The sequence below is a fragment of the Sphingomonas oligoaromativorans genome, assembly GCF_011762195.1.
GTDB lineage: Bacteria > Pseudomonadota > Alphaproteobacteria > Sphingomonadales > Sphingomonadaceae > Solisphingomonas > Solisphingomonas oligoaromativorans.
The window spans coordinates 130,065-156,727 of sequence record NZ_JAASQK010000004.1; the positions used below are offsets into that span (position 1 = coordinate 130,065).

Consider the following 26,663-nt stretch of genomic DNA (forward strand, 5'->3'; position numbering starts at 1 on the left):
CCGGTACAGTCTTGGACCGGAGCCGATGGACGAACTGCTGGCCGAATTCATCGCGGAAACGCGCGAGACGCTGGAGCCGCTGGCCGGTGAGATCGTCGCGTGGGAAGCGACGCCTGCCGATCGGGCGCGGCTCGATGCGATCTTCCGCTTCGTCCATACGGTGAAGGGGAGCTGCGGCTTCCTCGATCTCCCTCGGCTCGAGCGGCTGAGCCATGCGGCGGAGAACGCGCTGGCCGAAGTCCGCGACGGAGCGCGCACGCCTGACCGGACGCTGGTGAGCGCCGTGCTCGCGATCATCGATCGCATCGGTGAGCTGGTCGAGGCGCTGGCCGCCGGCGAAGCCTATCCCGAAGATGGCGACGAGGGGCTGATCCTCGCGCTCGATCATGTCGATCTGGTCGAGGAAACCGCGCCGTCATCCGCCCCCGTCATGCCGCATCCGGCGCCGACTCCGCGTGCGCCCGCGCGCAGCATCCGCCTGCCGGTGGAACTGCTCGATCGGATGATGGCGGGCGTTTCCGACATGGTGCTGGCCCGCAACGAACTCTCCCGCCGCCTGCGCGAGCAGGGCGGCGATGCGATGGTGGACGCCGCCTTCGAGCGCCTCTCCACCTGCGTCGCCGAGATGCGCGAGTCGATCACGCGCACCCGGATGCAGCGGATCGACGGGCTCTTCTCCGCGCTGCCGCGCATGGTGCGCGATCTCTCGGCCGAGCTTTCCAAGCAGGTCCATCTCGTGATCGACGGCGGCGACGTCGAGTTGGACCGCGAGATGATCGAGATGATCCGCGATCCGCTGACCCACATCGTCCGCAATGCGATCGATCATGGCATCGAGGAACCTTCCGCGCGCCAGTCCGCCGGCAAGCCCGTGTCGGGCACGCTGCGCGTCGATGCGCGCCAGTCGGGCAACCAGATCCTGATCGAGGTGGCGGACGACGGGCGCGGCATCGACGACGAGAAGCTGGTCGCCAGGGCGATCACCGCCGGCATCATCACCCGTGAGCGCGCCACGACCATGACGCGCAACGAACGGCTGGAGCTGGTGTTCGCCGCCGGGCTTTCCACCGCGCGCGAGGTGACCGCCATTTCGGGACGGGGCGTCGGCATGGATGTGGTCCGCGCCAATGTCGAGCGGATCGGCGGCACGGTCGAGGTGGATACGCAGGTCGGCCGGGGCTGCCGCCTGACGCTGCGCGTGCCGATGACGCTGACGATCATTCCGGCGCTGACCTTCTCGGTCGGCACCGAACTGTTCGCCATCCCGCGCGCCGCGATCGACGAGATCGTGCGATCGCGCGGCGGTTCGGTCGAGGTCGAGACGGTCGGCAGCGCGCCGGTCGCCCGCATCCGCGGCGAGCGCGTGCCGGTGGTCGATCTCGGCAGGCTGCTGGGGCTGGACACGTCCGAGAGGTTCCGCGCCATCCTCGTCGTGGTCCGCGCGTCGAGCGGCGAGCGCTATGCGCTGGCGGTCGACAGCGTGCAGGATCATGAGGAGCTGGTCGTGAAGCCCGCCGCGCCCGCGATCATGGCGACGGGCGTCTATGCGGGCACGACGCTGCCCGACAACGGCCGGCCGATGCTGCTTATCAATCCGGCGGGCGTGGCCCATGTGGCGGGTGTCCGCGCGCCCGACGCGGCGCTGCCCGCGCGTTCCAACGACAATGCCGAGGATGTCGCCGAGACGGTGCCGACCCTGCTCTTCCGGGCGGTGGACGGCGCGGTGCGTGCGATCCGGCTCAGCCTGGTCGAGCGGATCGAGGATGTCGCGGCGGGCTCGGTGGCGCGGGCGGGCGGGCGTCTCCGCCTCTCGCACGACGGCCGCATCCTGCCGCTGTTCGGCTGTGAGGAGGTGGTGCCCGACAAGCATGGCCGCATCCGCGTGCTGCTGCTCGGCGATGGCGAGAACGAGATCGCCTATGCGATCAACGAGGTGATCGACATCCACGACCTGTCGCCGGAGATGGTGCCGGCGGCCGAGCCGGGGCCTGTCGCCGGCGTGATGCTGGTGGACGGCATCCAGGTCGAGCTGATCGACTGCTTCTGGCTGTTCGGGCAGGCGGGGACGCTGATCGGGCCGGGGGAGCGCCCGCTCTGCCTGCTCGACAAGTCCGATCCGTGGATGCGCGACGTGCTTCGGCCGATCGTCGAGCAGGCGGGCTATCGGGTCGCCTATGACGGCGAGAGCGGGGAGGCCGTGCCCGCGGTGACGATCCTGTCCGCGGAGCGCGCGCCCGAGCATCCGCCGGCACCCGGCGCCCGCGTGGTGCGCCTCCGCGCGACGGCGGACGAAACCTTGTCATCGGCCGGTAGCATCTATCGTTATGACCGCCATGGCCTCATCGCCGCGCTGGCTGCGGCGCAGGGGCGGAGTTGACGACATGGAAGCGCTGAAGCTCATCGCCCGCATCGCGGATCAGCAGGTGGCGATCTCCGCCGACACCGTGGAATCGGTGGTCGAGGTCGAGGCGATCACCCCGGTGCCGCTGGCCGCGCCGCACATCGCGGGGCTCGCGGCGCTGCGCAGCCGGGTGCTGACGATCATCGACAGCTATGCCGCGCTGGAGATCGGCCGCTCGCCGCGCGAGGGCATCCTTCAGGCGATCGTGGTGACGATCGACAACCATCTCTACGGCCTGCTGGTCGACGAGGTGGTGGATGTCGCCGCCATCGTCGGCGATCCCGAGCCTGTCCATGCCGGCCTGTCGCGCGGCTGGGCACATGCGGCGCTGGGCCTCGTCGAGCATGAGGATCATGCCCTGCTGCTCCTCGATCCGGCGCGGATCGTGGCGGGATCGTCGGCGCTTGCCGCCTGACGGCGTTAACGAGCCAATTACCTGAATGGCCTAAATTCGTCGAAACACACGGTGTAGTCCGAGGAAGTAATGATGAAGACCTGTCTCGTTGTGGACGACTCGAAAGTGATCCGAAAGGTCGCCCGGCATATCCTCGAGACGCTGGAGTTCACCGTCACCGAGGCGGGGGACGGGCAGGAGGCGCTCGATCGCTGCCGCGCCGATTCGCCGGACGTGGTGCTGCTCGACTGGAACATGCCGGTGATGAGCGGCATCGAATTCCTGCGTGCGCTTGGGCAGGAAGCGCTGGACCATCGCCCCAAGGTGATCTTCTGCACCACGGAGAACGGCATCGCTCACATCCGCGCGGCCATCGACGCGGGCGCGGACGAATATGTGATGAAGCCGTTCGATCGCGAGACGCTCGAGAGCAAGTTCCAGCTCGTCGGCGTTGCCTGATCGCTGTGGCATGGCGGTGCGACAACCTTATGGACGAAAGGCTGGCGCGCGGCCGATCCGGCTGATGATCGTCGACGATTCCATCGTCGCCCGATCCGTTTTCCAGACCATTCTCGCCCCTCATCCCGAATTCCAGATCGTCGCGACGGCGAGCACGGCCGATCAGGCCTTGTCGCAGCTCGACGCCACCACCGTGGACGTGGTGCTGCTCGATCTCGCCATGCCGGGCATGGACGGCTTCACGGCGCTGCCCGAGATCATCCGGCGGGGCGAGGGCGCACGAGTGCTGATCGTCTCGGCGTCGGCGGGGGCGGGGGCGGATGCCTGTGTCCGCGCGCTGACGCTGGGCGCCGCCGACACGCTGGAAAAGCCGTCTGCGGGCTCGTTCGGCGGCAATTTCCGCGAAGGGCTGATCGACAAGCTGCGCCGGATCGGAGGCGACGCGCGTCTTACGGATCGAGACGATCACCCCGAGCCGACGCGCACCGCGCCGCTGCCCGTTCCGATCGCCTTGCGGCCGCCCGTCACCGAGCGGATCGACTGCCTCGCCATCGGTGCCTCGACGGGGGGGCTGCACGCCCTTTCCGAGCTGTTCGCGGCTCTGCCTTCGGAATGCGACGCGCCGATCCTCATCACGCAGCATCTGCCGGCATCCTTCATGCCCTATTTCGCCGCGCAGATGACGGAGATCGCGGGCCGCCCGGCCACCGTCGCGCGGGATGGCATCAATCTGCTGCCGGGGCAGATCCTCGTGGCTCCGGGCGACGCGCATCTCACGCTCCGTTCGATCGGCGGCTTGCCGCGCGTGCTGCTCACCCATGAGCCGGCGCCATCGGGCTGTCTGCCGTCGGTCGATCCGATGCTGGAGGCGATAGCCGAGCATTTCCAGGAACGCGCCCTCGCCGTGATCCTGAGCGGCATGGGGCGGGACGGCTCGATCGGCGCCCGGCGGATCGTCGAGAGCGGTGGCGAGATCGCCGCGCAGGATCAGGCTAGCTCGGTCATCTGGGGAATGCCCGGTAGCGTGGCGAGCGCGGGCCTCGCCTCGACGGTCGCCTCCCCCACCGGCATCGCCGCGCGTATCGTCGAGCGCATGGGGGGGCGCAGCCTGCGTCGGCCTCCGTGGAGATAAGCGACGGTTCGGTTCGCATTCTGGCCGCCTTGCTGGAGGCGCGCACGGGGCAGCAACTCGCCCACGCGCGACACTGGCGGATCGAGGCGGCCCTGCGCCCGCTGATGGCGGAATTGCAGGCGGTTTCGATGGACGCGCTGATAAGCAAGATCGTCTCGGGCGAGAATGCGCGCCTGTCCGATCGGGCGATCGACGCGCTGCTCAACCATGAGACCTTCTTCTTCCGCGATATCGCCTCCTTCCGCCTGCTCGACACGCAGGGGCTGGAGCGCATCCGTGTGGCGCGGGAGGCTACCCGGCGGCTGCGCATCTGGTCGGCGGGCTGCTCGACCGGGCAGGAGGTCTATACGCTCGCGATGCTGATCGCGGATCAGCGGGAGCGCTGGCGGGGCTGGTCGATCGACATCGTCGGCACCGATCTTTCGGCGCAGGCCATCGAACGGGCGCGGGAAGGGCGCTATTCCCAGTTCGAGATCCAGCGCGGCCTGCCCGTCGTCCAGATGCTCCGTCGGTTCGACCAGATCGAGCGCGAATGGCAGGTCTCCGACGATCTGCGCGCGATGGTGAGTTTCCGAACCCATAACCTGCTGTCGTCGCCGCCCCCCGGCATGTTCGACGTCGTCCTGTGCCGCAACGTGCTGCTCTATTTCTCGGCGGAGGTGCGCGGTCTGGTGTTCGGGCGGATCGCCAGCGCGATGCCGGAGGACGGCGTTCTGATGCTGGGCGCGGGCGAGACCGTGATGGGCCATACCGATCATTTCGTTTCGGATTACGAATGCCGGGGGCTGTATCGGAAGCGCATCCACGCGCCGTTACGGCCGCCGGTGGAGTGCGCCGCGCGGTGAAGCCTTGACGGCGGGCGGAGGGCGCGCAAGGTCTCCCGCCATGGCCGGTATCATCGATTGCCCTTCGCCCAATTATGACGAGCGGACACTGCCCATCTCGATGGTCGTGCTGCACTATACCGGGATGCAGGACGCCGCCTCGGCCTTCCGCCGGCTGACCGACCCGGAGGCCAAGGTTTCCGCCCATTACATGATCTCCGAGGACGGGCAGGTCATCCGCCTCGTCGAGGAGGACAAGCGCGCCTGGCACGCCGGCAAGAGCTATTGGCGGGGCATCGCCGACGTCAATTCGGCGAGCATCGGGATCGAGCTGGTCAATCCGGGGCATGAATGGGGATATCGCCCCTTCCCGGATGAGCAGATGGCGGCGCTCGTCACGCTGATGATGGGCATCGTGCCGCGATACCGGATCACGCGGGGCAATATCGTCGGCCATTCGGACGTCGCGCCCGCCCGCAAGGAAGATCCGGGCGAGCTGTTCGACTGGGAGCGGCTGGCCAGGCTCCGGCTCGCCCTGCCGCGCCCGCGCACTTTCCTCACCGATCCGCACTGGAGCGACAGCGGCTTCCTGCTGGCGCTGGAGCGCTTCGGCTACGATATCGTCGAGCCGGAGGCGGCGGTGCGCGCCTTCCAGCGCCGCTTCCGCCCGGAGAATCTGGACGGGGTGATCGACGGGGAATGCCGCGCCATCCTGCTCTCGCTGCTGACCGGCGGGGACAAGGCAGCCGCCCTTCGCAACGGGCAGCATTGATTTCGCTTTCGTGACGGCGCGGGACGGGCTATCGAGCCCGCCGCCAGAGGGTCGGGCGGCCGCGGCCCCGCATATGCGGGGGCGAGGAAAGTCCGGGCTCCACGGAAAGCACGGTGCCGGGTAACGCCCGGCGGGGGTGACCCCAGGGAAAGTGCCACAGAAAGGATACCGCCACGCTTCGGCGCGGTAAGGGCGAAAGGGTGCGGTAAGAGCGCACCGCGTTCCCAGCAATGGGAACGGCACGGCAAACCCCACCGGGAGCAAGACCGAATAGGGATCGCACATGGGGCTGCTTCCGCCTCGCGATCCGGGTTGGTTGCTGGAGGCCGGGAGCGATCCCGGCCCTAGAGGAATGGTCGCCCATCCGATCTCGATCGGTGGACAGAACCCGGCTTACAGACCCTCTGGCGATTTCGTTTGCGAGGCCTTAGCAAAGGCCACGATGCAGACCCTGCCGCTGGAACGACTTGCCGCCGCCATTCTCCTCGCCGCCATCGCAGGCTGTGTGGACGCAGTCGGCTTCACGGAACTGGGCGGCTATTTCGTATCCTTCATGAGCGGCAATTCCACCCGGCTCGGCCTGCATATCGCCGCGCACGAATGGCGGCCTGCGCTGTTCACCTTCGGCCTCGTCGCGCTGTTCGTCGGCGGGGCGGCGGCGGGCGCGCTGATCGTCGATCGCGCGGGCCGGGCCGGGGCCGCCGCGATCCTGCTTGTCGAGGCGCTGATGCTGGCGACGGCCGCTGCGCTGCTGGACGGGCCGAGGCCGCTGATCGGCGCCGCGATGCTGCCGCCGGCCATGGGGCTCTCCAACGCCTTCCTGCTGGGCGAGGGCGGTGTCCGCGTCGGCCTCACCTATATGACGGGCACGCTGGTGCGGATCGGCACGGGGCTCGCGGCGCTCGGCACGCCGGGAAGGGGGCGGGCGCTGTTGCTCGACATCCTGCTGTGGCTCTCGCTGGTCGGCGGTGTGGTGCTTGGCGGGATCGGTTATGTCCGCTTCGGCGGAACGGTGCTGCTCGCGCCGGTCACGGCGCTGGTGCTGATAGGGTTGGTCGAGGGTTTCGCCCTGCGACGGCCGCGCGCGTAAAATTTCCGTCTTCGCGGTCGCGAAAACCGCGCTCTGCCCTTACATGGACGGCATGGCACGACGGCAGATCCGATCGAACGACTGGGGCTTCCCACGCTGGCGCGGCTATGGCAGCGAGCGTGGCGCCACGCAGGTCCGCATGTGCGACCGCGACGGCTGCGACCAGCCGGGGGATCGCCCGGCGCCGAAATCGCCCAACAGCCCGGATCGCTGGTGGTTCTGCGAGAACCACGCCGCCGAATATAACCGGAACTGGGACTATTTTCAGGGCCTCTCCGCCGAGGAGGCCGCCGAGCGCGAACGCAACGAGCGGCGGACGGCGAACGGCTACACCCAGTCCGCGCATCATGGCTGGGGCGGGGCGGGAGACGGCCGCCGCAGCCGCGACGAGATGCGCGCGCTGGAGGTACTCGAACTCGAGACGGATGCCGATATCGAGGACATCAAGGCCGCATGGCGCCGCCTCGCCAAAGCCAATCACCCCGACGTGAACCCCGGTGATGCCGCCGCCGCCGAGCGCTTCCGCAAGGCGCAGGCGGCGTGGGACGTGCTGCGCGTCGCGGAGGAACGGCGGCAGAAGGCATGAGCAAGCCTCCGCGCGACAGCGTGCGGACGGAATGGTCCGCGGCGATCCTCGTCTGCGGCAAATGCTCGAAGAAGATCGGTGGCGGCTTTGGGGGAAAGGGCAAGACCTCGCTCGCCAAGGCGCTCCGCAAGCGGGGCGGCAAGGGCAAGAAGCGCAAGCTCCCTTACGGCGTGATCGAGACCGGCTGCCTCGGCATCTGCCCCCGCCGCGCGGTGGTGTTGGTCGACGGGGCCGAGCCCGGCGAATGGCTGCTGGTGCGCGAGGGAACGCCGGTGGAGGAGGTCGCCGAGCGGCTGGGCCTCCCGGCCAGGCCCAAGGACTGAGGCTTACTCGTCGCTCTCGCTGTCGGGCACCGGATCGCGCCCCGAGATGCGGCGGGCGAGCGCGGACGTTGCCGTATAGTCCCCGAAGTCGCCCGAAAGCTGGAGCACATGCTCGCTGCCGAGCGAGTCGGACGGGCTCTCGCCGAGCGGCTTGCCGTCCAGCGTGCAGGGCACCCGCGCGCCCTGTGCGACATGGATCGCGGCGGCCGCCGCCGGGGTCAGCGTAATCATCAGCGAGGGCTTGCCCGCGATGTCCGGGATGGCGCGCGCGTCGAGCACGTCCTTCGCCGCGATCTGGTGGCCGGCGGCGGTGAATACGCCGGTCGGATAGGCCTTGGCCTTCACCACGGCCGCCGCCGAGGCGCTGCCCGTCAGCAGCAGCGCCGCGCCGAGAGCGAGGAAGAGGCGTTTACGCGCGATCATCATGCCTTGGCATAGCGCGCGGCAGTCTCGCGGATCAACGCGATCATGTTGGGGATGCCTTGCGTCCGGTTCGAACTGAGCTGGTTCTTGAGGTCGAACGGCGCGAGGGCCGCCGCGATGTCCATCTCCGCGATCGCGCCGGCCGGCTTGTCCTGCACGGTCAGCAGCACGAGCGCGATGATGCCCTTGGTGATCGCGGCGTTCGAGTCGGCGAGGAAATGCAGCCGCCCGTCCTCCGGCTGGGTGGGATAGACCCACACCGAAGCCGAGCAACCCCGGACCAGCGTGGCGTCGGTCTTGAGCGCGTCGGGCATGGGCTCCAGCGCGCGGCCCAGATCGATCAGGAGGCGGTAGCGGTCGTCGGCATCGAGGAAGGCATATTCCTCGCGGACATCATCGAGCGTCGCAGTCATGGGAGGCGGTTAGCAGGCCCGGACGCCCCGAAAAAGAGTGAGAGGAAAAAGGCGCCGGGATCAGAGATCGATCCCGGCGGCAATGGCTTCGAGCTTGCGGATGCGCTCCTTGAGGTCGGCCAGCTCGATGCGGGCGCCGGCGGGCGGCGGCGTGGTCAGTTCGCGCTCGTTGGCGATGGAGAGGCGCTGGAGATCCAGCCAGCCGCGCCAGCCGCTGAGCCCCGCCGCGGTGAGCATTGCGAGACCACCGAGGCCCGCGATCGAAAGCGTGATGATGGAGAGGGTCTCAGTCATCGCTACTGTCCTTGGATGTGCGCGGGGCCGTTCACGGCCGGTCGCGCAGGGACTCGATCTCGCGATCGAGCGAACTCGAACTGTCGGTGGCGATCCGCTCCAGCGTGGCGACGCGCGCCTTGAGCTGGCGGATTTCCTCGCGGAGCGCCTGAGCCTCGGGATCCGGGCCGGGGCGGGCGACCATCTCTTCGCCCTTCCAGCGGCGCACCACGCCATATTTGGCCCTGAGCACGCTGGCGACCGCTCCGATGGCGACGATCGCCACGACCATCTCGAATGGGTTCATCTTTTACTCTCCCCTGTTTTCGGGCGGGATTGTTCAGTTGAGCGGCTGATCGCGCAGATGCTCGATCTCGTCGGCGAGTTTGGTGGAGCGATCGGTGATGATGCGCTCCAGAACCGCCATGCGCTGTTCCAGCCTTTCGGTCTTGGCGGCGTATTGCGCGGCCTTCTCGGCGGTCTGGGTGGACATGAATTCGAGCTGCCGCTCCTTGAACCTGATCCACATCTTGAGGATGCCGCCGAGCCCGAAGACCAGGATCGCGGTGACGGGGATGATGAAGGGGCTGAAGAACATCTTGTGCGTCCTTTTGTCAGGCCGATCTCAGCGCAGGCTGTCGATCTCGTCGGCCAGCCGGCGGTTGTGGCTGGTGTAGTAGACTTCGAGGTCCGACAGGCGGCGGTCGATATCGCGGAAGCGGCTGCGAACGTCGCGGACGGAGTTGCCCGGCTTGGCGCGCACGCCCTGCCAGAAGCGCTGGTCCTCCCGGCTCATATCCTCGAACTCGACCGGCTTGTCGCTGGCGAGCCAGGCGGTGATCCAGTAGGCCAGCAGCGTCCACGGGAAGCCGCCGATGAAGGTGAGGACCACCAGCCCGACACGCACCAGCGTGACGTCGAGCCCGGTATAGTCGGCGATGCCGGAGCAGACGCCGAGCCACTTGGCATTCCGCTTGTCGAGATAGAATTTCGTGTGACGGGCGGACATGGTTTTACCCTTTCGGATGAAGGATTTCGGCTCAGGCGCGGCCCTGCCAGTCGTCGCTGTCGCGCAGGGGGCGTTCGACGCGCTCGCCGGCGGTGGGGCGCCAGTTGGGATTGTCGGCGGCGACGATCCGCTCGATCGTGGCGAGCCGCTCGTCGAGCCGGCGGGCGAGATCGTGCAGGCCGTCGAGCAGGTTCTCATCCTCGATCGAGAGGCCGCGGGCGCGCTTCCATTGGGTGACATAGTGGAAGATGATCCACGGCAGCCCGATGAAGAGCATACCGACGATCACGATCGGCAGGAAGACGTCCTCCATGGCCTCAGCCCTCCTGGCCGGTCCGGCCGAGGCGGGCCTTCAGGGCCTCCAGCTCGGCGTCGACCTTCTCGGACGAGCGGAGATCGGCGATCTCCTCCTCCAGCGACTTGGGCGCTGTGCCCATGCCGGCGGCCTCGGCGCGGCCCTCCGCGAAGTCGACGCGGCGCTCCAGCGTTTCGAAGCGGCTGAACGCCTCGTCGATCTTGGGGCCGTTGGTCATCTCGCGCAGGCGGGCGCGGTTCTGCGCGCTCTCCAGACGGGCGACGATCGAGTTCTGGCGGGCACGCGCCTCGCGCAGCTTGTTCTGGAGCTTGGTGATGTCCGCTTCAGAGGCCTGAAGCGTCTCGTCGAGCGCGGAGATTTCCTCACGCAGGCGCTCCGCCATGTCGCCGGCCTTCTGCTTTTCGAGCAGGGCGGCCTTGGCGAGATCCTCGCGGCCCTTGCTGAGCGCCAGCTCGGCCTTCTCGGTCCAGCTTTCCTGGAGCTTGTCGAGCTTGGCGATGTGGCGGCGCATCTCCTTCTGGTCGGCGATGGTGCGGGCGGCCGAGGCGCGAACCTCGATCAGCGTCTCTTCCATCTCCATGATAATCATACGGATCATCTTCGCCGGATCCTCCGCCCGATCGAGCAGATCGGTGACGTTGGCGGCGATGATGTCCCTGGTGCGGGAAAAGATGCCCATAGAAACTGCTCCTCGTGGAAAGTGGGTATGACCGGGCGGGAAAGGGGATACCCGCCCGGCCCGATCGGTCAGGCAGCCGCCGGACCGACCGCGGCGGCCAGACAGACGATGCTGGCGGCGGCCGTCGCGAAAAGGGTGACGAGCGCGGTGGCGATCCGGCTGCTCACGATAACGTCGAAGTGAACCATGATGCTTCTCCAACCTGATCCCGTGAACCGCGCTCGGCGGTGACGTGAAGATCAATGCAGGAGCCGTGCCAATTCCATAAGTCCCCATTTCCGGGCGTTTCGGGTGTATCGCGCAAATAATACGCCGTGTGGGGCTTGCCAAACTTTGGTGAATTGCACCAACTTCGCGGTCATGGATCGCGACATCAAATTCATCGGCGAATCGACCGCCTTCCTCGATGCGATCGAACGCGCCAGTCGGGCCGCCGGGCTCAACCGTCCGGTGCTGGTGATCGGCGAGCGGGGCACCGGCAAGGAGCTGATCGCCGAGCGCCTCCACCACCTGTCGCCGCGCTGGTCCGGCCCGCTGGTGACGCTCAACTGCGCGGCGCTGCCCGAGACGTTGATCGAGGCGGAATTGTTCGGCCATGAGGCGGGCGCCTTCACCGGCGCCACCAAGGCGCGCGCGGGCCGCTTCGAGGAGGCGGACGGCGGCACGTTGTTCCTCGACGAGCTGGCGACGCTGTCGTCCGGCGCGCAGGAGCGGTTGCTGCGCGCGGTGGAATATGGCGAGGTCACGCGGATCGGCTCCTCGCGTCCCGTGCGGGTGGACGTCCGCATCGTGGCGGCCACCAACGAGCATCTGCCCTCGCTGGTCGATGCAGGGCGGTTCCGCGCCGATCTGCTCGATCGCCTCTCCTTCGAGGTGGTGACCTTGCCGCCGCTGCGTCATCGCGAGGGGGATGTGCCGGTGCTGGTCGATTATTTCGGGCAGCGCATGGCCTTCGAGCTGGGCTGGACCGACTGGAAGGGGTTTTCGCCCAAGGCGCTGGCGACGCTGGTCGGCTACGAATGGCCGGGCAACGTCCGCGAGCTGCGCAACGTGATCGAGCGTGCCGTCTATCGCTGGGACGAGCCCGCCAGGCCGATCGACGCGATCGAGTTCGATCCTTTCGCCTCGCCCTGGCGCCCGCAGGGGCAGGCGGCGCGGCCGGCGATGACGGCGGAGCCGCGCCCGGCGCAGACGGTGGTGGTCGAGGAGGCTGAGGTCGGCGATTTCCGCGCCGCCTGCGACGCCTATGAGAAGAAGCTGCTGGAAGCCGCGCTCAAGCGCTGCCGCTTCAACCAGCGGACCACGGCGGCGGCGCTGGCGCTCACCTATGACCAGCTTCGCCATGCTTTGAGGCGTCATAATCTGCTCGATCGCACCGGCGCCTGAGCCGGGGGCCGTCCGTTTCGCGTCCGTTCCATGAGAATGCTTCGCAACAGGCGTTTTCGCTGCACTTTTGGCGGGCGGAGGCGTTAGGGGAGCCAAACCGGATTCCCAACCAAGGAGACGCCTGATGGCCTTCATCCTCCCCCCGCTTCCGTTCGAGAAGACCGCGCTCGACCCGATCATGTCGGCCGAGACCTTCGATTATCATCACGGCAAGCATCACAACGCTTATGTGCAGAAGGTCAATGGCTGGGAGGCCGAAAAGGGCCTCGCGGGCAAGACGCTGGTCGAAGTGACCAAGCTCGCCAAGGACAAGGGCGACAAGGGCCTGTTCAACAACGCCGCCCAGATCTGGAACCACAGCTTCTTCTGGCAGTGCCTCGCGCCGGCCGGCTCGACCAAGCCGTCCGAGAAGCTCGCCAAGCTGATCGACGATTTCGGCGGCCAGGACGCCCTGATCGCCAAGCTCAAGGAAGAGGCCGTCGGCCACTTCGCGAGCGGCTGGGCGTGGCTGGTGCTCGACGGCGGCGCGCTCAAGGTGACGTCGCTGCACGACGCCGACACCCCGGTGGTCTATGAGGGCATGAAGCCGCTGCTCACGCTCGATGTGTGGGAACACGCCTATTACATCGACTATCGCAACGCCCGCCCGGACTTCGCCGAGAAGGTGCTGAAGAACGTCGTGAACTGGGACTTCGTGTCGCAGAACCTCGACGGCGAGGGCGTCAGCCGCGCCGATCAGCAGCCGGCCTGAGCCGGTCGCAAATACGGCCCTCTCCGTAAGGGGAGGGCCGGACAGGAGCCCGCGCGAGCCTCACCGCTCGCGCGGGCTTCCTTCATTCCTCGGGCGGACAGTCGGCGATGGCCGCCATGGCGCTCTCGCCGAGGCCATGCTTCATCAACATCGGGATGTTGGCGAGCGCGAAGAGCATCGTCGCCGGGATCGCGCCCCATAGCTTGTAGCCGACCCACACGCCCGTGCTGAAATTCCGCCAGACGATCTCGTTGGCGACGGCCATCACGACGAAGAACAACGCCCAGTTCCGCGACAGGATCACCCAGCCGCGCTCGTTCAGCCCCGGATAGGCGTTGCCCAGCGCGAGGCGGAGCGTCGGCTTGCCGGTGAAGAGGCCGAAGAAGAGGATGCCCGACACCATCAGGTAATAGAGCGTCGGCTTGATCTTGATGATCCAGTCCTTGTGCAGCCAGATGGTGAGGCCGCCGAGGATCAGCACCATGGCGCTCGAAAACCACTGCATCGGGGAGATGCGGCCGAAGCGCACCAGCGAGATGAGCATCGCCGCCCCCGTCGCCGCCATGAAGATGCCGGTCGACGCATAGATATTCTTCGCCGTCAGCGAATAGGCGACGAAATAGACGACCAGCGGCCCCAGATCGAGCGCGAGGCGCAGCATCGGTCCGGCTTCCGGCTTCGCGGCGGCGGCGGTGGTGGTGGTCAACTCGATCCTCTCGTCTCTTGCCCGTGCCAGTCGGGCCATTCCGTCACTATAGCGGAAATCGCCCTGACGGTTGATGAACGCTTCGGCGGGATGGATATCCCCCGCGATGGCGCGCGGGGAAATGTGGCTTAGTCCACCCGATCCTTGGAACGGGCGATGAGGCTCGCCACCTCGTCGGGATCGAAGGGGCGGAAGTCGTCGAGCGTCTCGCCCACGCCGATGGCATGGATGGGCAGGCCGAACTTCTCCGCCGCCGCGACGAGGACGCCCCCCTTGGCGGTGCCGTCGAGCTTGGTCATGACGAGGCCGGTGACGCCGGCTTCCTTGCCGAACACCTCGATCTGGTTGAGCGCGTTCTGGCCGGTGGTGGCGTCGAGCACCAGCACCACATCGTGCGGCGCGGCGGGATTGAGACGGCCGAGCACGCGGCGGATCTTGGACAGTTCGTCCATCAGGCCCGCCTTGTTCTGGAGGCGGCCGGCGGTGTCGACGATCAGCACGTCGGTGCCGATCGCGGTGCCCTGCTTCACGCCTTCCCAGACGAGGCTGGCGGCGTCCCCGCCTTCGGCGCCGGAGATGATCGGAACGCCGATACGATCCGCCCACACCTTGAGCTGGCCGATCGCCGCCGCGCGGAAGGTGTCGCCCGCGACGAGCATCACCTGATAGTCCTGCTCCTGGAGCAGATGGGCGAGCTTGGCGATGGTGGTCGTCTTGCCCGATCCGTTGACGCCGATGACGAGGATCACCTGCGGACGCGGGAAGGCCTCGATCTCCAGCGGCTTGGCGACGGGGCGGAGGATCTTGGCCACTTCCTCGGCGACGATGGCGCGCAAGGCGGCCTCGTCGAGACCCTTCTCGTAGCGCTCGTCCTCCAGGCGGGCGCGGACGCGGGCGGCCGTCGTCGGGCCGAGGTCGGACGCGATCAGCGCCTCCTCGATCTCGTCCAAAGTCTCGCGATCGAGCTTCTCCTTGGTGAAGAGGCTCTGGAGATTGTCGCCCAGCCGTTCGGACGTGCGGCGGAAGCCGGCGACCAGCTTCTCATGCCATGCGCTAGGGGTGTCGCTCACAGGGTCTCTCCGACCAGCATTCCGTCCTCGATATGGGTCATGTGCAGGGTGACGACATCGCCGATGACGACGCCGTTGGTGGGTGTGCCGCGCTTGGCCGCGCCGGAGGCAAGGCGGGCGGGGGCGTAGTTCCCGGCATGACCGCGGCCGCTCAGGCCCTCGACCAGCACGGATTGGGTGGTGCCGACCAGCGTCTCCAGCCAGCGCGCGCGGCGGGCGTCGGCGGTTTCGCGCAGGCGCCTGGCACGGGCGCGGACGGTGGCGGTGTCGAGCTGCGGCATCTTCGCGGCGGGCGTGCCGGCGCGGGGCGAGAAGGGGAAGATATGCCCCATCACAATGTCGCAATCGTCGAGCAGTTTCAGCGTGTTGCCCGCCATCTCCTCCGTCTCGGTCGGGAAGCCGGCGATGAGGTCCGCGCCGATCGCGATGTCGGGTCGGGCGGCCTTGAGGCGCTCGACCATCGCGACCGACTGGGCGCGGCTGTGGCGGCGCTTCATGCGTTTGAGGATGAGGTCGTCGCCCGACTGGAGCGAGAGGTGGAGATGCGGCTGGATGCGCGTCTCCTGCGTCACCAGCTCGAACAGGCGCTCGTCGATCTCGACGGAGTCGAGCGAGGAGAGGCGGAGGCGGTTGAGGCCCGGCACCAGCTTCAGGATGCGCTCGATCAGCATCCCCAGCGACTGATCGCCGGGCAGGTCCGGGCCATAGCTGGTGGTGTCGACGCCGGTGAGGACGACCTCGTTATAGCCCTCATCCACCAACGCTTTGATCCGCTCGACCACCGCGCCGGCGGGGACGGAGCGGCTCGGGCCACGGCCGAAGGGGATGATGCAGAAGGTGCAGCGATGGTCGCAGCCATTCTGCACCTCGACGAAGGCGCGGGCACGGTTGCGTTCGCCAAGGTCGGCGGGCGGCGCGGCCTCGTGGAGCGTCATGATGTCGGAGACGTGGATTTTGGTGCGTGTGTCGCCAGCGGGTTCGCCTTCGTCATCCCACCCCTTCTTCGTCACCCCGGCGAAGGCCGGGGTCCAGGGCTGCAAGCGTTGCGTTTCATGGCTCTGGATCCCGGCCTTCGCCGGGATGACGGAAGAGGGCGAAAGGAAGGCCGTCGCCTCGCGCTTCTCGCGGTTGCCGATGACGGCCGTCACCTCGGGCATCGCCGCGAAGGCATCGGGCTCGATCTGCGCCGCGCAGCCCGTCACGATAATGCGCGCATCGGGGCGGCGGCGACGGGCACGGCGGATTTCCTGTCGGGCCTGCTTCACCGCCTCGGCCGTCACCGCGCAGCTATTGATGATGACGAGATCGTCCTGACCGGCCGCGAGCTGGCGCATCGCTTCGCTCTCGGTCGCGTTGAGCCGGCAGCCCAGCGTCAGGATCTCCGGGCCGTTCACGGGGCGAAGGCCTCCAGGTCGAGTTCGCCGGTGAAGACGTGGGTGGCGGGGCCGGTCATGCGGATATGGCCGCCGGGCTGCCAGTCGATCACGAGTTCGCCGCCCGGCAGCGCGACGGTGACGCCGCTGTCCACCCGGCCCGACTTGATCGCCGCGACGGCGGTGGCGCAGGCGCCCGTCCCGCAGGCGAGCGTCAGGCCCGCGCCACGCTCCCAGACGCGAAGCCGGATGCGGCTGCGGCTCTCGATGGTGGCGACGTTGACGTTGACGCGCTCGGGGAAGATCGGATCATGCTCGACGACCGGGCCGCTGGTCGCAAGGTCCAGCGCATCGGTGTCGGGCACGAAGAAGATGACGTGCGGGTTGCCGATGCTCAGCGCCATCGGCGGGGCGATCGGCTCTAGCCCGTCCCAGGCAAGCGGGAGGGCGCTCGTGTCCATGGGGTAGGCGAGCGGCACCGCGTCCCAGTCGAAGCGGGGCGCGCCCATGTCGACGCTGGCGCCGCCGGCGGTGAGTTCGCTGACGAGGATGCCGCCCAGCGTCTCGATGGTCGGCTGGCCGCCGAGCAGGCTCGCCACGCAGCGCGTCGCGTTGCCGCAGGCTTCGACCTCGCCGCCGTCATTGTTGAAGATCCGCATCCGGGCGGTGGCCGCGTCGGAGGGCTCGACGACAATGAGCTGGTCGCAGCCGACGCCGGTATGACGATCCGCGATCGCGCGGGCGCGCGCCGGGGTCATGGTGAGAGCCTGCTCGCGGGCGTCGAACACGACGAAGTCGTTGCCGAGGCCGTGCATCTTGTGGAAACGGTGCGCCATCGCGCGCGATCTAGGGAGTGTGCGCCCTCAAGTCCACACAAGCCGTCAGGCGCGGCGCGCGGAAAGGCCGTGGTCGTCGATCGGCTGCGATCCCCGCGCGGTCGGCAGCAGACCGCGCTCGGCCAGCATCCGGCGCGTGGCCGTCACCGTCATCGGCTTGCCGAAGTGCCAGCCCTGGCCCTTGTGGCAGCCCATGGCGCGCAGCCGGTCGCGGATGTCGCCATCCTCGATGCCCTCCGCCGTGATCGGCAGGTTGAGGCTCTCGCCGAGCTTCGAGATGGCGTTGACGATCGCGGCGGACTCCGGGTCTTTGTTGATTGAGGTGACGAAGCTGCGGTCGATCTTGATCCGGTCGAAGGGCAGCGCGCGCAGGTGCGCCAGCGACGAATAGCCGGTGCCGAAATCGTCGAGCGCGAGGCGGATGCCCTGGTTCTTCAGGCTGCCGACGATCGACTGCGCAAGCGGCAGGTTCTGGAACAGCGAGCTTTCGGTGATCTCGATCTCCAGCCGGTTGGCGGGGAAACCCGTCTCGACCAGCAGCTTGACGATCTTCTGCGCCAGCCACGGGTCGCGGAGCTGCGCCGGGGAGATGTTGACCGAAAGCGAGAGCGATGGCGACCAGTCGCGCCCCTCGATGAAGGCGCGGCGCATCACGGCGATCGAAAGCTCGCTGATGAGGCCGCATTCCTCGGCGACGGGGATGAAATTGTCCGGCGCGATCACGCCGCGCGTCGGATGCTCCCAGCGGGCCAATACCTCGAAGCCGAGCAGCGCATTCGTCTCCAGATCGACCTGCGGCTCGTAATAGGGGACGAACTGGCCGATCGGGATGCCTTCGCGCAGGCCGGCCTCGATCATGTTGCGGGAGATCAACTCGCGCTCCATCGAGGTATCGAACCATGCATGGCGGCCGCGGCCGGAGCCCTTGGCCGCCTGCATCGCGATATTGGCGCGGCGGAGCAGCGCTTCCACCGTCTGGCAATCCTCGTCGGAGCGGGCGATGCCGATCGACGCGCCGATATGCGCGGTGACGCCGCGCGCGATCAGCGGCTGGGCGAGCGCGCTCACGATATAGTCCGCGATCGAATCGATGGCGCCGGCATGGCGCGGATCGAAGGGCAGGAGGGCGGCGAACTCGTCGCCGTCGAGCCGGCCGGCCACGGCGGATGCGGGCAGCGCGCGACGGATGATGTCCGTCGCGGCGCGCAGCACCGTGTCGCCGGCGAGATGGCCATGGACTTCGTTCACGGCCTTGAAATGGTCGAGATCGATGGTGAGCAGCGCGGTCGCCTTGCCCTGCCGGCGGGCCTGCGTAATCAGGGCTTCGCCGTCCGATGCCATGGCGCGGCGGTTGAGGAAGCCGGTCAGCTCGTCGATGCGCGCCAGCGTCATGGCGCGGGCGGCCGCGAGATCGTGCTGGGTGGTGGCGGCGGCGAGATCGCGATAGCGGCGCCAGCCGAACAGGATCAGCGCGAGATTGAGGAGCAGGCCCGACAGCAGCAGCCGGTCGCCGGCCGCCAGTTGGGTGGCATCGTTGCCATGGCCCAGCAGCCGCTGGGCGAACCCGATGAAGCGCCAGCCGCTCAGCACCAGCACCAGTATCGCGGCGACCAGCACGCCACCCACCACAAGATCGCGGCGCGCGCGGATCATGGCCCCGTCGGCGCTGTGCAGTTCGCCCTGTTGATCCGACATTGAGGCCACTTTCCTTTTCCGGCAGCCCGTCATGCGACCAAAGGGTATAGAAGCGGTAAAGGCGGAAGGCCGTTCGCCGCGCTTCGACTTGCCTTCGGGGAGGGCTTCGTCTATCGGGCCGGCCATCGTTCCGTGACGAACGTGATGGCTCCAAGCACGCGGCTCAGAAGTCGGGTGTACGCCGGCCGGCGAGTTTCGCCCGCCGGCGCTTCGTGCGTTGGGCTGTCGCGAATCGTTCGGCAAAGGAGTTTGGGCGCATGTTCGAGAGTTTGAGCGAAAGGCTGGGCGGTGTTTTCGATCGCCTGCGTGGCCGTGGTGCGCTCAACGAAGCCGACGTGCGCGCGGCGATGCGCGAAGTGCGCATCGCGCTGCTCGAAGCCGACGTGGCGCTGCCGGTGGTGCGCGAGTTCGTCGACAAGGTGACGGAAGCGGCCGTCGGCCAGTCCGTCCTGAAGTCGATCACGCCGGGCCAGCAGGTCGTCAAGATCGTCAACGACGCGCTGGTCGAGATGCTGGGTGCCGAAGCGTCCGATCTCCAGCTCGACGTTACCCCGCCCGCGATCATCATGATGGTCGGCCTTCAGGGTTCGGGCAAGACCACCAGCACCGCCAAGATCGCCCGCCGCCTGAAGCAGAAGGGCGCGAAGAAGGTCATGATGGCCTCGCTGGACGTCAATCGTCCGGCCGCGCAGGAGCAGCTCGCGGTCCTCGGCACGCAGGCCGAAGTGGCGACGCTGCCGATCGTGCAGGGCCAGCAGCCTGTCGATATCGCCAAGCGCGCGTTGAGCGCCGCGAAGCTCCAGGGCTTCGACGTGCTGATGCTCGACACCGCCGGCCGTCTCCACGTCGATCAGGCGCTGATGGACGAGATGAAGGCGGTCGCCGATGTCGCGACGCCGGACGAAATCCTCCTCGTCGTCGACTCGCTGACCGGTCAGGACGCGGTCAACGTCGCGAAGTCGTTCTCCGAGCAGGTGCCCCTGACCGGTGTGGTGCTCACCCGCATGGACGGCGATGCGCGCGGTGGCGCGGCGCTCTCGATGCGCGCCGTCACCGGCAAGCCGATCAAGTTCGTCGGCACGGGCGAGAAGCTGGATGGCCTCGAACTCTTCCAGCCGTCGCGCGTCGCCGGCCGCATTCTGGGCATGGGCGACGTCGTCAGCCTTGTCGAGCGCGCCGCCGAGACGATCAAGCAGGAAGAGGCCGAACAGCTCGCCGAGCGCATGTCGAAGGGGCAGTTCGACCTGAACGACCTGCGCAATCAGCTCGGCCAGATGCGCCGCATGGGCGGCCTCGGCGCACTCGCCTCGATGCTGCCGGGTGTCGCCAAGGTGAAGAACGCCATGGCGGCCGGCAATGTCGACGACAAGATTCTGATCCACATGGACGCGATCATCGGCTCGATGACGCCCAAGGAGCGCGCCAAGCCGGAGCTCATCAACGCGAAGCGCAAGATTCGCATCGCGAAGGGCGCCGGCCGCACCGTCCAGGAGGTCAACAAGATCCTGAAGATGCATCAGGAAATGGCGACCGCCATGAAGAAGATCAAGAAAATGGGCGGCCTGAAGGGCCTTGCCGGGCTGTTCGGAAAGGGCGGCGGCATGGGCGGTTTGGGCGGCCTTGGTGGTGCCGGCGGCGGAATGCCGCCCGGTGCCGGCGGGGCCGGTGGCCTCGGAGGGCTTCCGGGACTTCCTGGAGGAGCGCAGGGGCTTCCCCCCGGCTTCCAGAATTTCCTGAAGAAGAAGTGAGTTCGTCACCCAGAAGGGTGGCTTCGATTTGATAGAAGGAAGACTAGAATGGCTGTTTCGATCCGTCTCTCGCGCGGTGGCTCCAAGAAGCGCCCGTATTACCGCATCGTCGTCGCCAACTCGACCGCGCCGCGCGACGGCGCCTTCATCGAGAAGATCGGCACCTACAACCCGATGCTCTCGAAGGATGACGAGAAGCGCGTGATCCTCGACGGCGAGCGTGCCAAGCACTGGCTCTCGGTGGGCGCGCAGCCGACCGATCGCGTCGCCCGTTTCCTGGATGCCGCCGGCATCCGTGAGCGCGCCGCGCGCAACAACCCGAAGAAGGCCGAGCCGGGCGAGAAGGCCAAGGAGCGCGCCGAGGAGCGTGCTGCGAAGGCCGCCGCCCTCGCCGAAGCCGCTGCGGAAGCCGCTGCCGCTCCGGCCCCGGCCGAGGAGGCTCCGGCCGCCGAGGAAACCACCGAGGCGTAATGATCATGGGTTCGGTGCCTCGACGCGGGGCACCGAACCCATCCGTTCGTGCTGAGCGTAGTCGAAGCACGTGCCCTGAATGCGGCGCCTGCCGCACGTCCTTCGACTTTGCTCAGGACGAACGGAGTAGAGGGCTTGTCTGATCGGCCCGTCGTCCTCGCCGCCATCATCGGCGCGCATGGCGTCACCGGAGAGGTGCGCCTTAAGCTCTTTACCGGCGATCTGAAGCGCTATCCGTCGCTCAGTGCCGGTGCGAGCAGCTATACGCTCAAATCCATCCGCCCCGGCCCCAACGGCGCCGTGGCCCGCTTCGCCGAAGTGACCGACCGCAACGCCGCCGAGGCGCTGCGGGGTACGGAACTCACGGTGCCGCGCTCGTCGCTGCCTCCGCTGGAGGAGGGCGAATATTATCATGCCGATCTGCTCGGGCAGGACGCCGTCTCCACGGCGGGTGAGGCGCTCGGCCGCATCGTCGCCGTCGAGAATTTCGGCGCGGGCGATCTGATCGAGATCGAACGGGAGAATGGCCGCCGCTTCCTCGTGCCGGTGGGCGCGGGCGTCGAGCAGCTTGGGCCGCCGATCCGTGTCCATGCCGAGTTCGTGGAAGCATGAGCATCAAGCTCTTCGTCATCCCGGCGAAGGCCGGGGTCTCGGGTGGCGGGTGCTGTGCGAGCCTCCGGGAGATGCCAGCCTTCGCTGGCATGACGAACGGGGGAACCGGCATGACGAATAGGACTAAGGCCTGATGAACCCCGCGGCTGCCTTTTTCTTCGTGGTGCTGGCATTGCAGGCGGTGTTCGTCGCGGCGCTGGTGCTGCTGGTCGGCCGGCGCTTTCCGGCGCGATTGAGGCTCTATCGCTTTGTGGCGCCCGCCGCCTTGCCGATCCTGCTATGGGGCATGGCGAGCCTCGCCTATCTCCAGTCCCGCCGCGAGATGGGTCTGCCGCAGGACATGATTTCCTACGAGCCGGTCGTCCGCTTCTTCCTGGGCTACGGCATCCTGTGGCTGGTCGGCGTGCTGTGGGCGACGATGCTGATCCGCTGGACACGCCGTCGATGAGCTTCCAGGCGTCGATCCTCACCCTCTATCCCGAGATGTTTCCGGGGCCGCTGGGCATCAGCCTCGCGGGCCGGGCGCTCGCCGAGGGAAAATGGTCGCTGGAGGCGGTGCAGATCCGCGACTTCACGACCGACAAGCATCGCTCCGTCGACGACACGCCCGCCGGCGGCGGTGCCGGCATGGTGATGCGCGCCGACATCCTCGCCCGCGCGCTCGACGACGCGACGGCCCGCCATCCGGGCGTCCCCGTGCTGGCGATGACGCCGCGTGGAGCGCCGCTCACGCAGGCTCGTGTCCGCCAGCTTGCCGAGGGGCCGGGGGCGATCATCCTGTGCGGCCGCTTCGAGGGGATCGACCAGCGCCTGTTCGACGCGCGCGCGATCGAGGAAGTCTCGATCGGCGATTATATCCTCTCGGGCGGCGAGATGGCGGCGCTGACGCTGCTCGATGCTTGCGTTCGGCTGCTTCCCGGCGTAATGGGCGCCGCTTCGAGCGGAGATGAAGAGAGCTTCGAAACGGGGCTTCTCGAATATCCGCATTATACCCGACCCGCTGAGTGGGAAGGGCGCACGATCCCTGAAGTGCTGCGATCGGGGGATCATGCGAGGATCAAGGCCTGGCGTCATGCCGAGGCCGAGACCATCACACGGCTAAGGCGGCCGGACCTTTTGGAGCGCCACGGTGGCGTTCCGGTCCAGTCGCCCTCTGGCGCGCGGCGAAAAGACGAGGACGTAAAGTCATGAACCTCATCCAGCAGCTCGAGGCGGAAGCCATCGCGCAGTTCAATGAGTCGAAGAAGATCCCCGAATTCCGTCCGGGCGACACGCTGCGCGTCGGCGTGAAGGTCGTCGAAGGCGACCGTTCGCGCGTCCAGGCGTTCGAGGGCGTCTGCATCGCTCGCGCCAACAAGGGCATGGGCAGCAGCTTCACCGTCCGCAAGATCTCGTTCGGCGAAGGCGTCGAGCGCGTCTTCCCGCTCTACTCGCCCAACGTCGACTCGATCGAGGTTGTGCGCCGCGGCGTCGTCCGTCGCGCGAAGCTCTATTATCTGCGTGGCCGTACCGGCAAGTCTGCCCGTATCGCCGAGCGCAAGGACACCCGCGCGCAGGCTTGAGGCCTCGCGCGTCCTTCGCGACGCTACAGGGAAGGGCGTCGGCAGCTTCAAGGCTGTCGGCGCCCTTTCTCTTTCAGCGAGGCAGCGCGGGTGCCCAGCGATAGGAACCCTCGCCGGTCTTCTCCACGAAGCCGACGCCCGGATAGGGGAAGTGCGGCGCGAAGATGCGCTCATGATCGGCGGCGAGCTTCGCCAGCAGCGCCTTGCGGTTGGCACGGCCCTGCGCGCCATTACCGTCATACTCGATCGTCCAGTCCGGCCTGGCGAGTGAGATGATCGAGCTGTGCGCGCTGTCGCCGATGTCGAGCAGGCGGGCGTTGCCGGAGCGGATCTCATAGCCGCTATGCCCCGGCGTGTGCCCCGGGAGCGGCACGGAGGTGATGCCGGGCACGACCTCGGCACCCGGCTTGAAAGGCTGGACCTTCGCACGGATCGTCTCGACCAGCGCCTTGCTGCCCTTGGCCTGCATGTAGCTCCATTCCGTCGCCGACATGCGGATGGTCGCCTTGGGGAAAGCGAGCGCGCCATCCCTGGTCGCGAGCCCGCCGACATGATCGCCATGGCTGTGGGTGATGAGGATGTCGGTCACGTCTTCGGGCCGGACATGGGCGGCGGCGAGGCTTGCCATCAGAGAGCCGCCGATCTTCGGCCCGAGCCCCGTGTCGAGCAGCACGACGTGCCCCGGCATCCGCACCAGCAGCGCATCCACCGAGAGGCTGATCCTGTCGGTCGGCGCGTGGGCCTGCTGGAGCACTTTCGACACCTCCGGCTTGGGCACGCCGACGCCGAAGACGCTGCCGTCATTGGGCACGACATTGTCCATGTCGCGCAGCGCGAAGAGCTGGAGCGTGCCCAGCCTGAAGCCGGTCGCGCCCGCGGGTGTCGGGGCAGGGGCCGCGAGCAGAGGCTGGCTGGCCAGGAGGGCGAAGGCGAGGGGCGCGATGGCGCGTTGAACTCGGAACGACACGGCACATCCCTTTCATATGATCCGTTGGCTTTGACGGGATGCTAGCCCCGGATGGGGGGCGGGGAAAGCTGGCCCCGAGCATAGTGATTTTCCGCCCAGCGGTGCTTGCCCGGCGGTGAGGGGCGGCTACACAGTCGTCATGCGTCTGTCTTTCCTCGCGAGCGTCTCGCTCCTCGCCACCGCCGCCGTTGCCGCTCCGGTTCCCTCGGTTCCGCAGAAGCCGCTGACCATCGATCGCATCTTCGCGAGCCCGTCGCTCTCCGGCCCGACGCCGCGCGGCGTGAAGCTGTCGCCCGACGGCAGGCTCGCGACGCTGCTCAAGCCCCGCGCCGATGAGCGCGAGCGCTATGATCTCTGGGCGGTCGATACCAGGACCGGCGCCGAGCGGATGCTGGTGGACAGCAAGAAGATCGGCAGCGGCGCCGAACTCTCCGAAGCCGAGAAGATGCGCCGCGAGCGCGCCCGCGTCGGCGGCACCAAGGGCATCGTCGATTATGCCTGGGCGCCGGACGGCAAGAGCATCCTCGTGCCGATCGACGGCGATCTCTATCTAGCCGGCCTCGACGGCAAGGTCCGCCGGTTGACCAATACGCCCCAGTCCGAGATCGACGCGCATGTCTCGGCGGGCGGCGGCTTCGTGAGCTTCGTGCGCGACCAGAACCTCTACGCGATCGATCTCAAGACCGGCACCGAGAGGGCGCTCACCAGGGAAGGCGGCAACACCGTCACCTGCGGCACCGCCGAATTCGTCGCGCAGGAGGAAATGGATCGCGACACCGGCACATGGTGGTCGCCGGGTGACGCCCATGTCGCGGTCGAATGCTATGACGAAGCCCCGGTGAAGATCGTCACCCGCGCCGCCATCGGCGCCGACGGCACCAAGACCTTCGACCAGCGCTATCCCGCCGCCGGCACGCCCAACGTCATCTCCTCGCTGTCGGTGATGTCGGCGGATGGTTCGCACCGGGTGAAGGTCGATCTTGGGGCGGACCCGGACATCTACATTGCCCGCGTCGACTGGTCGGCGGATGGCAGGACGCTCTACGTCCAGCGCGAGAGCCGCGACCAGAAGACGCTCGACATGCTCGCCGTCGATCCGGCGACGGGCGCGGCCAAGGTGCTGTTCACTGAGACGTCCAAGACCTGGATCAAGCTCACCGACGATTTCCGCCCGCTGAAGGACGGCAGCCTGATCTGGGGCTCGCAGCGTTCGGGCTTCATGCATCTCTACCGCTTCGTGAACGGCCAGTGGACCCAGCTCACCAAGGGCGACTGGATGGTCGAGACCAACGGCCAGTCCAGCCACACCGGCCTGATCGGCGTCGACGAGGCGCACCACCGCCTGTTCTTCGCCGCCAACAAGGACAGCGTGCTCGAAAGCCAGATCTACACGATCGACTATCTCGACCCGCAAGAACCCAAGCGCCTCACCGAGAGCGGCTACTGGAACGACGCGGTGATGGATCAGGCGGGCACGCACATGCTCGTCTCGCGGTCCAGTCCGTCGCAGCCGCCGCAGGTCTATCTGGCGGACGCGACCGGCAAGCGGCTGGCGTGGATCGAGGAGAACAGGCTCGACGCCAAACACCCCTACGCGCCCTTCCTCGCGGCGCACCGCCCGGTGCAGTACGGCACGCTCAAGGCCGAGGACGGCAGCACGCTCTATTATGAGATGATTACGCCGAAGCTGGAGGCGGGTAAGCGCTACCCGGTGTTCTTCGAGCATTATGGCGGCCCCGGCGCGCAGCAGGTGAAGCGCGCGTGGATGAGCCCGATGGCGCAATATTGGGTGTCGAAGGGCTGGATCTACTTCCAGATCGACAATCGCGGCTCGGCCAATCGCGGCACGGCGTTCGAGGACCAGATCTATCACGCGATGGGCACGGTCGAGGTCGCCGATCAGGCGACGGGCGCGCGCTGGCTCCAGCAGCAAAGCTTCGTGGACCCGAAGAAGATCGCGATCTTCGGCTGGTCCTATGGCGGCTACATGACGCTCAAGATGCTGGAGAAGGCGCCGCCGGGCCTCTACGCGGCGGGCGTCTCGGGCGCGCCGGTGACGAAGTGGGAGATGTACGACACCCACTATACCGAGCGCTATCTGGGCAACCCGGCGACCGACCCGAAGACCTATGAGGCCTCCGACGCGGTGGCCGACGCGCCGTCGATCAAGACGCCGATGCTGCTGATGCACGGCCTTTCGGACGACAATGTCGTGTTCGAGAACTCGGCCGCGCTCATCAACCGGCTTCAGGAGACGGATACGCCCTTCGACATGATGCTTTATGTCGGCCAGACGCATCATATCGCGGGCGAGGGCCGTCAGGCGCACGTTCAGCACACGATCGAGACATTCCTCGACGAAAAGGTGCTCGACCAGAAGTGAGCGTGCGCC

The 26,663-nt window shown here is 67.6% G+C and carries 32 protein-coding genes and 1 other RNA gene; 19 read left to right on the forward strand and 14 right to left on the reverse strand.

Annotated features, from left to right (window positions below):
* Nucleotides 1–25: 25 nt before the first annotated feature.
* From FHS98_RS09270 to FHS98_RS09315, 10 genes are all read left to right on the forward strand, one after another.
* Entirely contained in the window at nt 26–2,377 is a 2,352-nt protein-coding gene (locus tag FHS98_RS09270; protein ID WP_167103398.1) for a chemotaxis protein CheA, read from the forward strand.
* Between the two features lie 4 nt (nt 2,378–2,381).
* Entirely contained in the window at nt 2,382–2,816 is a 435-nt protein-coding gene (locus FHS98_RS09275) for a chemotaxis protein CheW (protein ID WP_167103400.1), read from the forward strand.
* Between the two features lie 72 nt (nt 2,817–2,888).
* Nucleotides 2,889–3,254 (forward strand): response regulator, encoded by a 366-nt coding sequence (locus tag FHS98_RS09280; protein WP_167104201.1) that lies wholly within the window; start codon nt 2,889–2,891, stop codon nt 3,252–3,254.
* Nucleotides 3,247–4,386 (forward strand): chemotaxis-specific protein-glutamate methyltransferase CheB, encoded by a 1,140-nt coding sequence (gene cheB, locus FHS98_RS09285; RefSeq protein ID WP_341786045.1) that lies wholly within the window; start codon nt 3,247–3,249, stop codon nt 4,384–4,386. The genes FHS98_RS09280 and cheB overlap by 8 nt, the downstream gene beginning before the upstream one ends.
* On the forward strand, nt 4,377–5,231 hold the full coding sequence (locus FHS98_RS09290; RefSeq protein WP_341786046.1) for a CheR family methyltransferase: 855 nt from the start codon (nt 4,377–4,379) through the stop codon (nt 5,229–5,231). Before cheB ends, FHS98_RS09290 begins: the two co-directional genes overlap by 10 nt.
* A gap of 40 nt (nt 5,232–5,271) precedes the next feature.
* Nucleotides 5,272–5,982 (forward strand): N-acetylmuramoyl-L-alanine amidase, encoded by a 711-nt coding sequence (locus tag FHS98_RS09295; protein WP_167103402.1) that lies wholly within the window; start codon nt 5,272–5,274, stop codon nt 5,980–5,982.
* Nucleotides 5,983–6,025: 43 nt separating this feature from the next.
* Nucleotides 6,026–6,394, forward strand: an RNA gene (gene rnpB, locus FHS98_RS09300) — RNase P RNA component class A.
* 30 nt (nt 6,395–6,424) lie between these two features.
* Entirely contained in the window at nt 6,425–7,072 is a 648-nt protein-coding gene (locus tag FHS98_RS09305) for a YoaK family protein (protein WP_167103405.1), read from the forward strand.
* A gap of 52 nt (nt 7,073–7,124) precedes the next feature.
* Nucleotides 7,125–7,658 carry a J domain-containing protein gene (locus tag FHS98_RS09310; RefSeq protein ID WP_167103407.1) on the forward strand — a complete coding sequence of 178 codons (534 nt, stop codon included), beginning with the start codon at nt 7,125–7,127 and terminating at the stop codon, nt 7,656–7,658.
* A complete protein-coding gene (locus FHS98_RS09315) occupies nt 7,655–7,981 on the forward strand; it encodes a hypothetical protein (protein ID WP_167103411.1) in 327 nt (108 codons plus the stop codon). The genes FHS98_RS09310 and FHS98_RS09315 overlap by 4 nt, the downstream gene beginning before the upstream one ends.
* Before the next feature lie 3 nt (nt 7,982–7,984).
* Here FHS98_RS09315 and FHS98_RS09320 read toward each other — a convergent pair whose 3' ends face one another.
* From FHS98_RS09320 to pspA, 8 genes are read right to left on the reverse strand one after another with little or no spacing between them, the layout of a single operon-like run.
* On the reverse strand, nt 7,985–8,407 hold the full coding sequence (locus tag FHS98_RS09320) for a hypothetical protein (protein ID WP_167103413.1): 423 nt from the start codon (nt 8,405–8,407) through the stop codon (nt 7,985–7,987).
* Nucleotides 8,404–8,817: a SufE family protein gene (locus tag FHS98_RS09325; protein WP_167103416.1), complete on the reverse strand. Its 414-nt coding sequence runs from the start codon at nt 8,815–8,817 to the stop codon at nt 8,404–8,406. The genes FHS98_RS09320 and FHS98_RS09325 overlap by 4 nt, the downstream gene beginning before the upstream one ends.
* 60 nt (nt 8,818–8,877) lie before the next feature.
* Nucleotides 8,878–9,111: a hypothetical protein gene (locus tag FHS98_RS09330; RefSeq protein ID WP_167103419.1), complete on the reverse strand. Its 234-nt coding sequence runs from the start codon at nt 9,109–9,111 to the stop codon at nt 8,878–8,880.
* A 31-nt stretch (nt 9,112–9,142) separates the two neighbouring features.
* Nucleotides 9,143–9,397 (reverse strand): hypothetical protein, encoded by a 255-nt coding sequence (locus FHS98_RS09335; protein WP_167103422.1) that lies wholly within the window; start codon nt 9,395–9,397, stop codon nt 9,143–9,145.
* A gap of 33 nt (nt 9,398–9,430) precedes the next feature.
* Entirely contained in the window at nt 9,431–9,688 is a 258-nt protein-coding gene (locus FHS98_RS09340) for a hypothetical protein (RefSeq protein ID WP_167103425.1), read from the reverse strand.
* A 27-nt stretch (nt 9,689–9,715) separates the two neighbouring features.
* Nucleotides 9,716–10,099: an envelope stress response membrane protein PspC gene (pspC, locus tag FHS98_RS09345; protein WP_167103428.1), complete on the reverse strand. Its 384-nt coding sequence runs from the start codon at nt 10,097–10,099 to the stop codon at nt 9,716–9,718.
* A gap of 31 nt (nt 10,100–10,130) precedes the next feature.
* Entirely contained in the window at nt 10,131–10,412 is a 282-nt protein-coding gene (gene pspB, locus FHS98_RS09350) for an envelope stress response membrane protein PspB (protein ID WP_019833006.1), read from the reverse strand.
* A gap of 4 nt (nt 10,413–10,416) precedes the next feature.
* A complete protein-coding gene (pspA, locus tag FHS98_RS09355; RefSeq protein WP_167103431.1) occupies nt 10,417–11,094 on the reverse strand; it encodes a phage shock protein PspA in 678 nt (225 codons plus the stop codon).
* Nucleotides 11,095–11,454: 360 nt separating this feature from the next.
* Between pspA and pspF the strand changes: the two genes are divergently transcribed.
* Nucleotides 11,455–12,480: a phage shock protein operon transcriptional activator gene (gene pspF / locus FHS98_RS09360; protein ID WP_167103434.1), complete on the forward strand. Its 1,026-nt coding sequence runs from the start codon at nt 11,455–11,457 to the stop codon at nt 12,478–12,480.
* 124 nt (nt 12,481–12,604) lie between these two features.
* Nucleotides 12,605–13,231, forward strand: coding sequence for a superoxide dismutase (locus tag FHS98_RS09365; protein WP_167103437.1), 627 nt, complete (start codon nt 12,605–12,607; stop codon nt 13,229–13,231).
* 82 nt (nt 13,232–13,313) lie between these two features.
* Here the strand turns inward: FHS98_RS09365 and FHS98_RS09370 are convergent, their stop codons facing one another.
* The 5 genes from FHS98_RS09370 to FHS98_RS09390 all read right to left on the reverse strand — a co-directional run bounded on the left by FHS98_RS09370 (nt 13,314) and on the right by FHS98_RS09390 (nt 18,911).
* Nucleotides 13,314–13,937 carry an inner membrane-spanning protein YciB gene (locus FHS98_RS09370; RefSeq protein WP_243847947.1) on the reverse strand — a complete coding sequence of 208 codons (624 nt, stop codon included), beginning with the start codon at nt 13,935–13,937 and terminating at the stop codon, nt 13,314–13,316.
* 128 nt (nt 13,938–14,065) lie between these two features.
* Nucleotides 14,066–15,007: a signal recognition particle-docking protein FtsY gene (gene ftsY / locus FHS98_RS09375; RefSeq protein ID WP_167103439.1), complete on the reverse strand. Its 942-nt coding sequence runs from the start codon at nt 15,005–15,007 to the stop codon at nt 14,066–14,068.
* Entirely contained in the window at nt 15,004–16,401 is a 1,398-nt protein-coding gene (mtaB, locus tag FHS98_RS09380; RefSeq protein WP_167103442.1) for a tRNA (N(6)-L-threonylcarbamoyladenosine(37)-C(2))-methylthiotransferase MtaB, read from the reverse strand. The genes ftsY and mtaB overlap by 4 nt, the downstream gene beginning before the upstream one ends.
* Nucleotides 16,398–17,216 carry a diaminopimelate epimerase gene (dapF, locus tag FHS98_RS09385; protein ID WP_167103445.1) on the reverse strand — a complete coding sequence of 273 codons (819 nt, stop codon included), beginning with the start codon at nt 17,214–17,216 and terminating at the stop codon, nt 16,398–16,400. Before dapF ends, mtaB begins: the two co-directional genes overlap by 4 nt.
* A 45-nt stretch (nt 17,217–17,261) precedes the next feature.
* Nucleotides 17,262–18,911, reverse strand: a complete 1,650-nt coding sequence (locus FHS98_RS09390; RefSeq protein WP_167103448.1) for a putative bifunctional diguanylate cyclase/phosphodiesterase — start codon at nt 18,909–18,911, stop codon at nt 17,262–17,264.
* 257 nt (nt 18,912–19,168) lie between these two features.
* Between FHS98_RS09390 and ffh the strand changes: the two genes are divergently transcribed.
* The 6 genes from ffh to rplS all read left to right on the forward strand — a co-directional run bounded on the left by ffh (nt 19,169) and on the right by rplS (nt 23,304).
* Nucleotides 19,169–20,659 (forward strand): signal recognition particle protein, encoded by a 1,491-nt coding sequence (gene ffh / locus FHS98_RS09395; RefSeq protein ID WP_167103451.1) that lies wholly within the window; start codon nt 19,169–19,171, stop codon nt 20,657–20,659.
* A 48-nt stretch (nt 20,660–20,707) separates the two neighbouring features.
* Nucleotides 20,708–21,130 carry a 30S ribosomal protein S16 gene (rpsP, locus tag FHS98_RS09400; RefSeq protein ID WP_167103454.1) on the forward strand — a complete coding sequence of 141 codons (423 nt, stop codon included), beginning with the start codon at nt 20,708–20,710 and terminating at the stop codon, nt 21,128–21,130.
* 135 nt (nt 21,131–21,265) lie between these two features.
* Complete coding sequence (gene rimM / locus FHS98_RS09405; RefSeq protein ID WP_167103457.1) at nt 21,266–21,742, forward strand: ribosome maturation factor RimM; 477 nt, start codon at nt 21,266–21,268, stop codon at nt 21,740–21,742.
* A gap of 133 nt (nt 21,743–21,875) precedes the next feature.
* Nucleotides 21,876–22,190 carry a hypothetical protein gene (locus FHS98_RS09410; RefSeq protein ID WP_167103461.1) on the forward strand — a complete coding sequence of 105 codons (315 nt, stop codon included), beginning with the start codon at nt 21,876–21,878 and terminating at the stop codon, nt 22,188–22,190.
* Nucleotides 22,187–22,933: a tRNA (guanosine(37)-N1)-methyltransferase TrmD gene (gene trmD / locus FHS98_RS09415; protein ID WP_167104212.1), complete on the forward strand. Its 747-nt coding sequence runs from the start codon at nt 22,187–22,189 to the stop codon at nt 22,931–22,933. The genes FHS98_RS09410 and trmD overlap by 4 nt, the downstream gene beginning before the upstream one ends.
* Nucleotides 22,930–23,304 (forward strand): 50S ribosomal protein L19, encoded by a 375-nt coding sequence (gene rplS / locus FHS98_RS09420; RefSeq protein ID WP_167103464.1) that lies wholly within the window; start codon nt 22,930–22,932, stop codon nt 23,302–23,304. Before trmD ends, rplS begins: the two co-directional genes overlap by 4 nt.
* Before the next feature lie 73 nt (nt 23,305–23,377).
* Here rplS and FHS98_RS09425 read toward each other — a convergent pair whose 3' ends face one another.
* Nucleotides 23,378–24,271, reverse strand: coding sequence for an MBL fold metallo-hydrolase (locus FHS98_RS09425; protein ID WP_167103467.1), 894 nt, complete (start codon nt 24,269–24,271; stop codon nt 23,378–23,380).
* Between the two features lie 139 nt (nt 24,272–24,410).
* Here FHS98_RS09425 and FHS98_RS09430 point away from each other — a divergent pair, with 139 nt between their 5' ends.
* Complete coding sequence (locus FHS98_RS09430) at nt 24,411–26,654, forward strand: S9 family peptidase (RefSeq protein ID WP_167103470.1); 2,244 nt, start codon at nt 24,411–24,413, stop codon at nt 26,652–26,654.
* The last annotated feature ends 9 nt before the right edge of the window (nt 26,655–26,663 follow it).

Coding starts and splice junctions, on each gene's coding strand:
- FHS98_RS09335 (WP_167103422.1), bottom strand. CDS start 9,397: ATGAACCCATTCGAGATGGTCGTGGCGATCGTCGCCATCGGAGCGGTC.
- FHS98_RS09365 (WP_167103437.1), top strand. CDS start 12,605: ATGGCCTTCATCCTCCCCCCGCTTCCGTTCGAGAAGACCGCGCTCGAC.
- FHS98_RS09430 (WP_167103470.1), top strand. CDS start 24,411: ATGCGTCTGTCTTTCCTCGCGAGCGTCTCGCTCCTCGCCACCGCCGCC.
- FHS98_RS09390 (WP_167103448.1), bottom strand. CDS start 18,911: ATGTCGGATCAACAGGGCGAACTGCACAGCGCCGACGGGGCCATGATC.
- ffh (WP_167103451.1), top strand. CDS start 19,169: ATGTTCGAGAGTTTGAGCGAAAGGCTGGGCGGTGTTTTCGATCGCCTG.
- FHS98_RS09305 (WP_167103405.1), top strand. CDS start 6,425: ATGCAGACCCTGCCGCTGGAACGACTTGCCGCCGCCATTCTCCTCGCC.
- FHS98_RS09295 (WP_167103402.1), top strand. CDS start 5,272: ATGGCCGGTATCATCGATTGCCCTTCGCCCAATTATGACGAGCGGACA.
- pspC (WP_167103428.1), bottom strand. CDS start 10,099: ATGTCCGCCCGTCACACGAAATTCTATCTCGACAAGCGGAATGCCAAG.
- trmD (WP_167104212.1), top strand. CDS start 22,187: ATGAGCTTCCAGGCGTCGATCCTCACCCTCTATCCCGAGATGTTTCCG.
- pspF (WP_167103434.1), top strand. CDS start 11,455: ATGGATCGCGACATCAAATTCATCGGCGAATCGACCGCCTTCCTCGAT.
- FHS98_RS09315 (WP_167103411.1), top strand. CDS start 7,655: ATGAGCAAGCCTCCGCGCGACAGCGTGCGGACGGAATGGTCCGCGGCG.
- FHS98_RS09325 (WP_167103416.1), bottom strand. CDS start 8,817: ATGACTGCGACGCTCGATGATGTCCGCGAGGAATATGCCTTCCTCGAT.
- dapF (WP_167103445.1), bottom strand. CDS start 17,216: ATGGCGCACCGTTTCCACAAGATGCACGGCCTCGGCAACGACTTCGTC.
- FHS98_RS09280 (WP_167104201.1), top strand. CDS start 2,889: ATGAAGACCTGTCTCGTTGTGGACGACTCGAAAGTGATCCGAAAGGTC.
- FHS98_RS09310 (WP_167103407.1), top strand. CDS start 7,125: ATGGCACGACGGCAGATCCGATCGAACGACTGGGGCTTCCCACGCTGG.
- rplS (WP_167103464.1), top strand. CDS start 22,930: ATGAACCTCATCCAGCAGCTCGAGGCGGAAGCCATCGCGCAGTTCAAT.
- rpsP (WP_167103454.1), top strand. CDS start 20,708: ATGGCTGTTTCGATCCGTCTCTCGCGCGGTGGCTCCAAGAAGCGCCCG.
- FHS98_RS09320 (WP_167103413.1), bottom strand. CDS start 8,407: ATGATGATCGCGCGTAAACGCCTCTTCCTCGCTCTCGGCGCGGCGCTG.
- FHS98_RS09330 (WP_167103419.1), bottom strand. CDS start 9,111: ATGACTGAGACCCTCTCCATCATCACGCTTTCGATCGCGGGCCTCGGT.
- pspA (WP_167103431.1), bottom strand. CDS start 11,094: ATGGGCATCTTTTCCCGCACCAGGGACATCATCGCCGCCAACGTCACC.
- FHS98_RS09340 (WP_167103425.1), bottom strand. CDS start 9,688: ATGTTCTTCAGCCCCTTCATCATCCCCGTCACCGCGATCCTGGTCTTC.
- FHS98_RS09410 (WP_167103461.1), top strand. CDS start 21,876: ATGAACCCCGCGGCTGCCTTTTTCTTCGTGGTGCTGGCATTGCAGGCG.
- FHS98_RS09275 (WP_167103400.1), top strand. CDS start 2,382: ATGGAAGCGCTGAAGCTCATCGCCCGCATCGCGGATCAGCAGGTGGCG.
- FHS98_RS09270 (WP_167103398.1), top strand. CDS start 26: ATGGACGAACTGCTGGCCGAATTCATCGCGGAAACGCGCGAGACGCTG.
- pspB (WP_019833006.1), bottom strand. CDS start 10,412: ATGGAGGACGTCTTCCTGCCGATCGTGATCGTCGGTATGCTCTTCATC.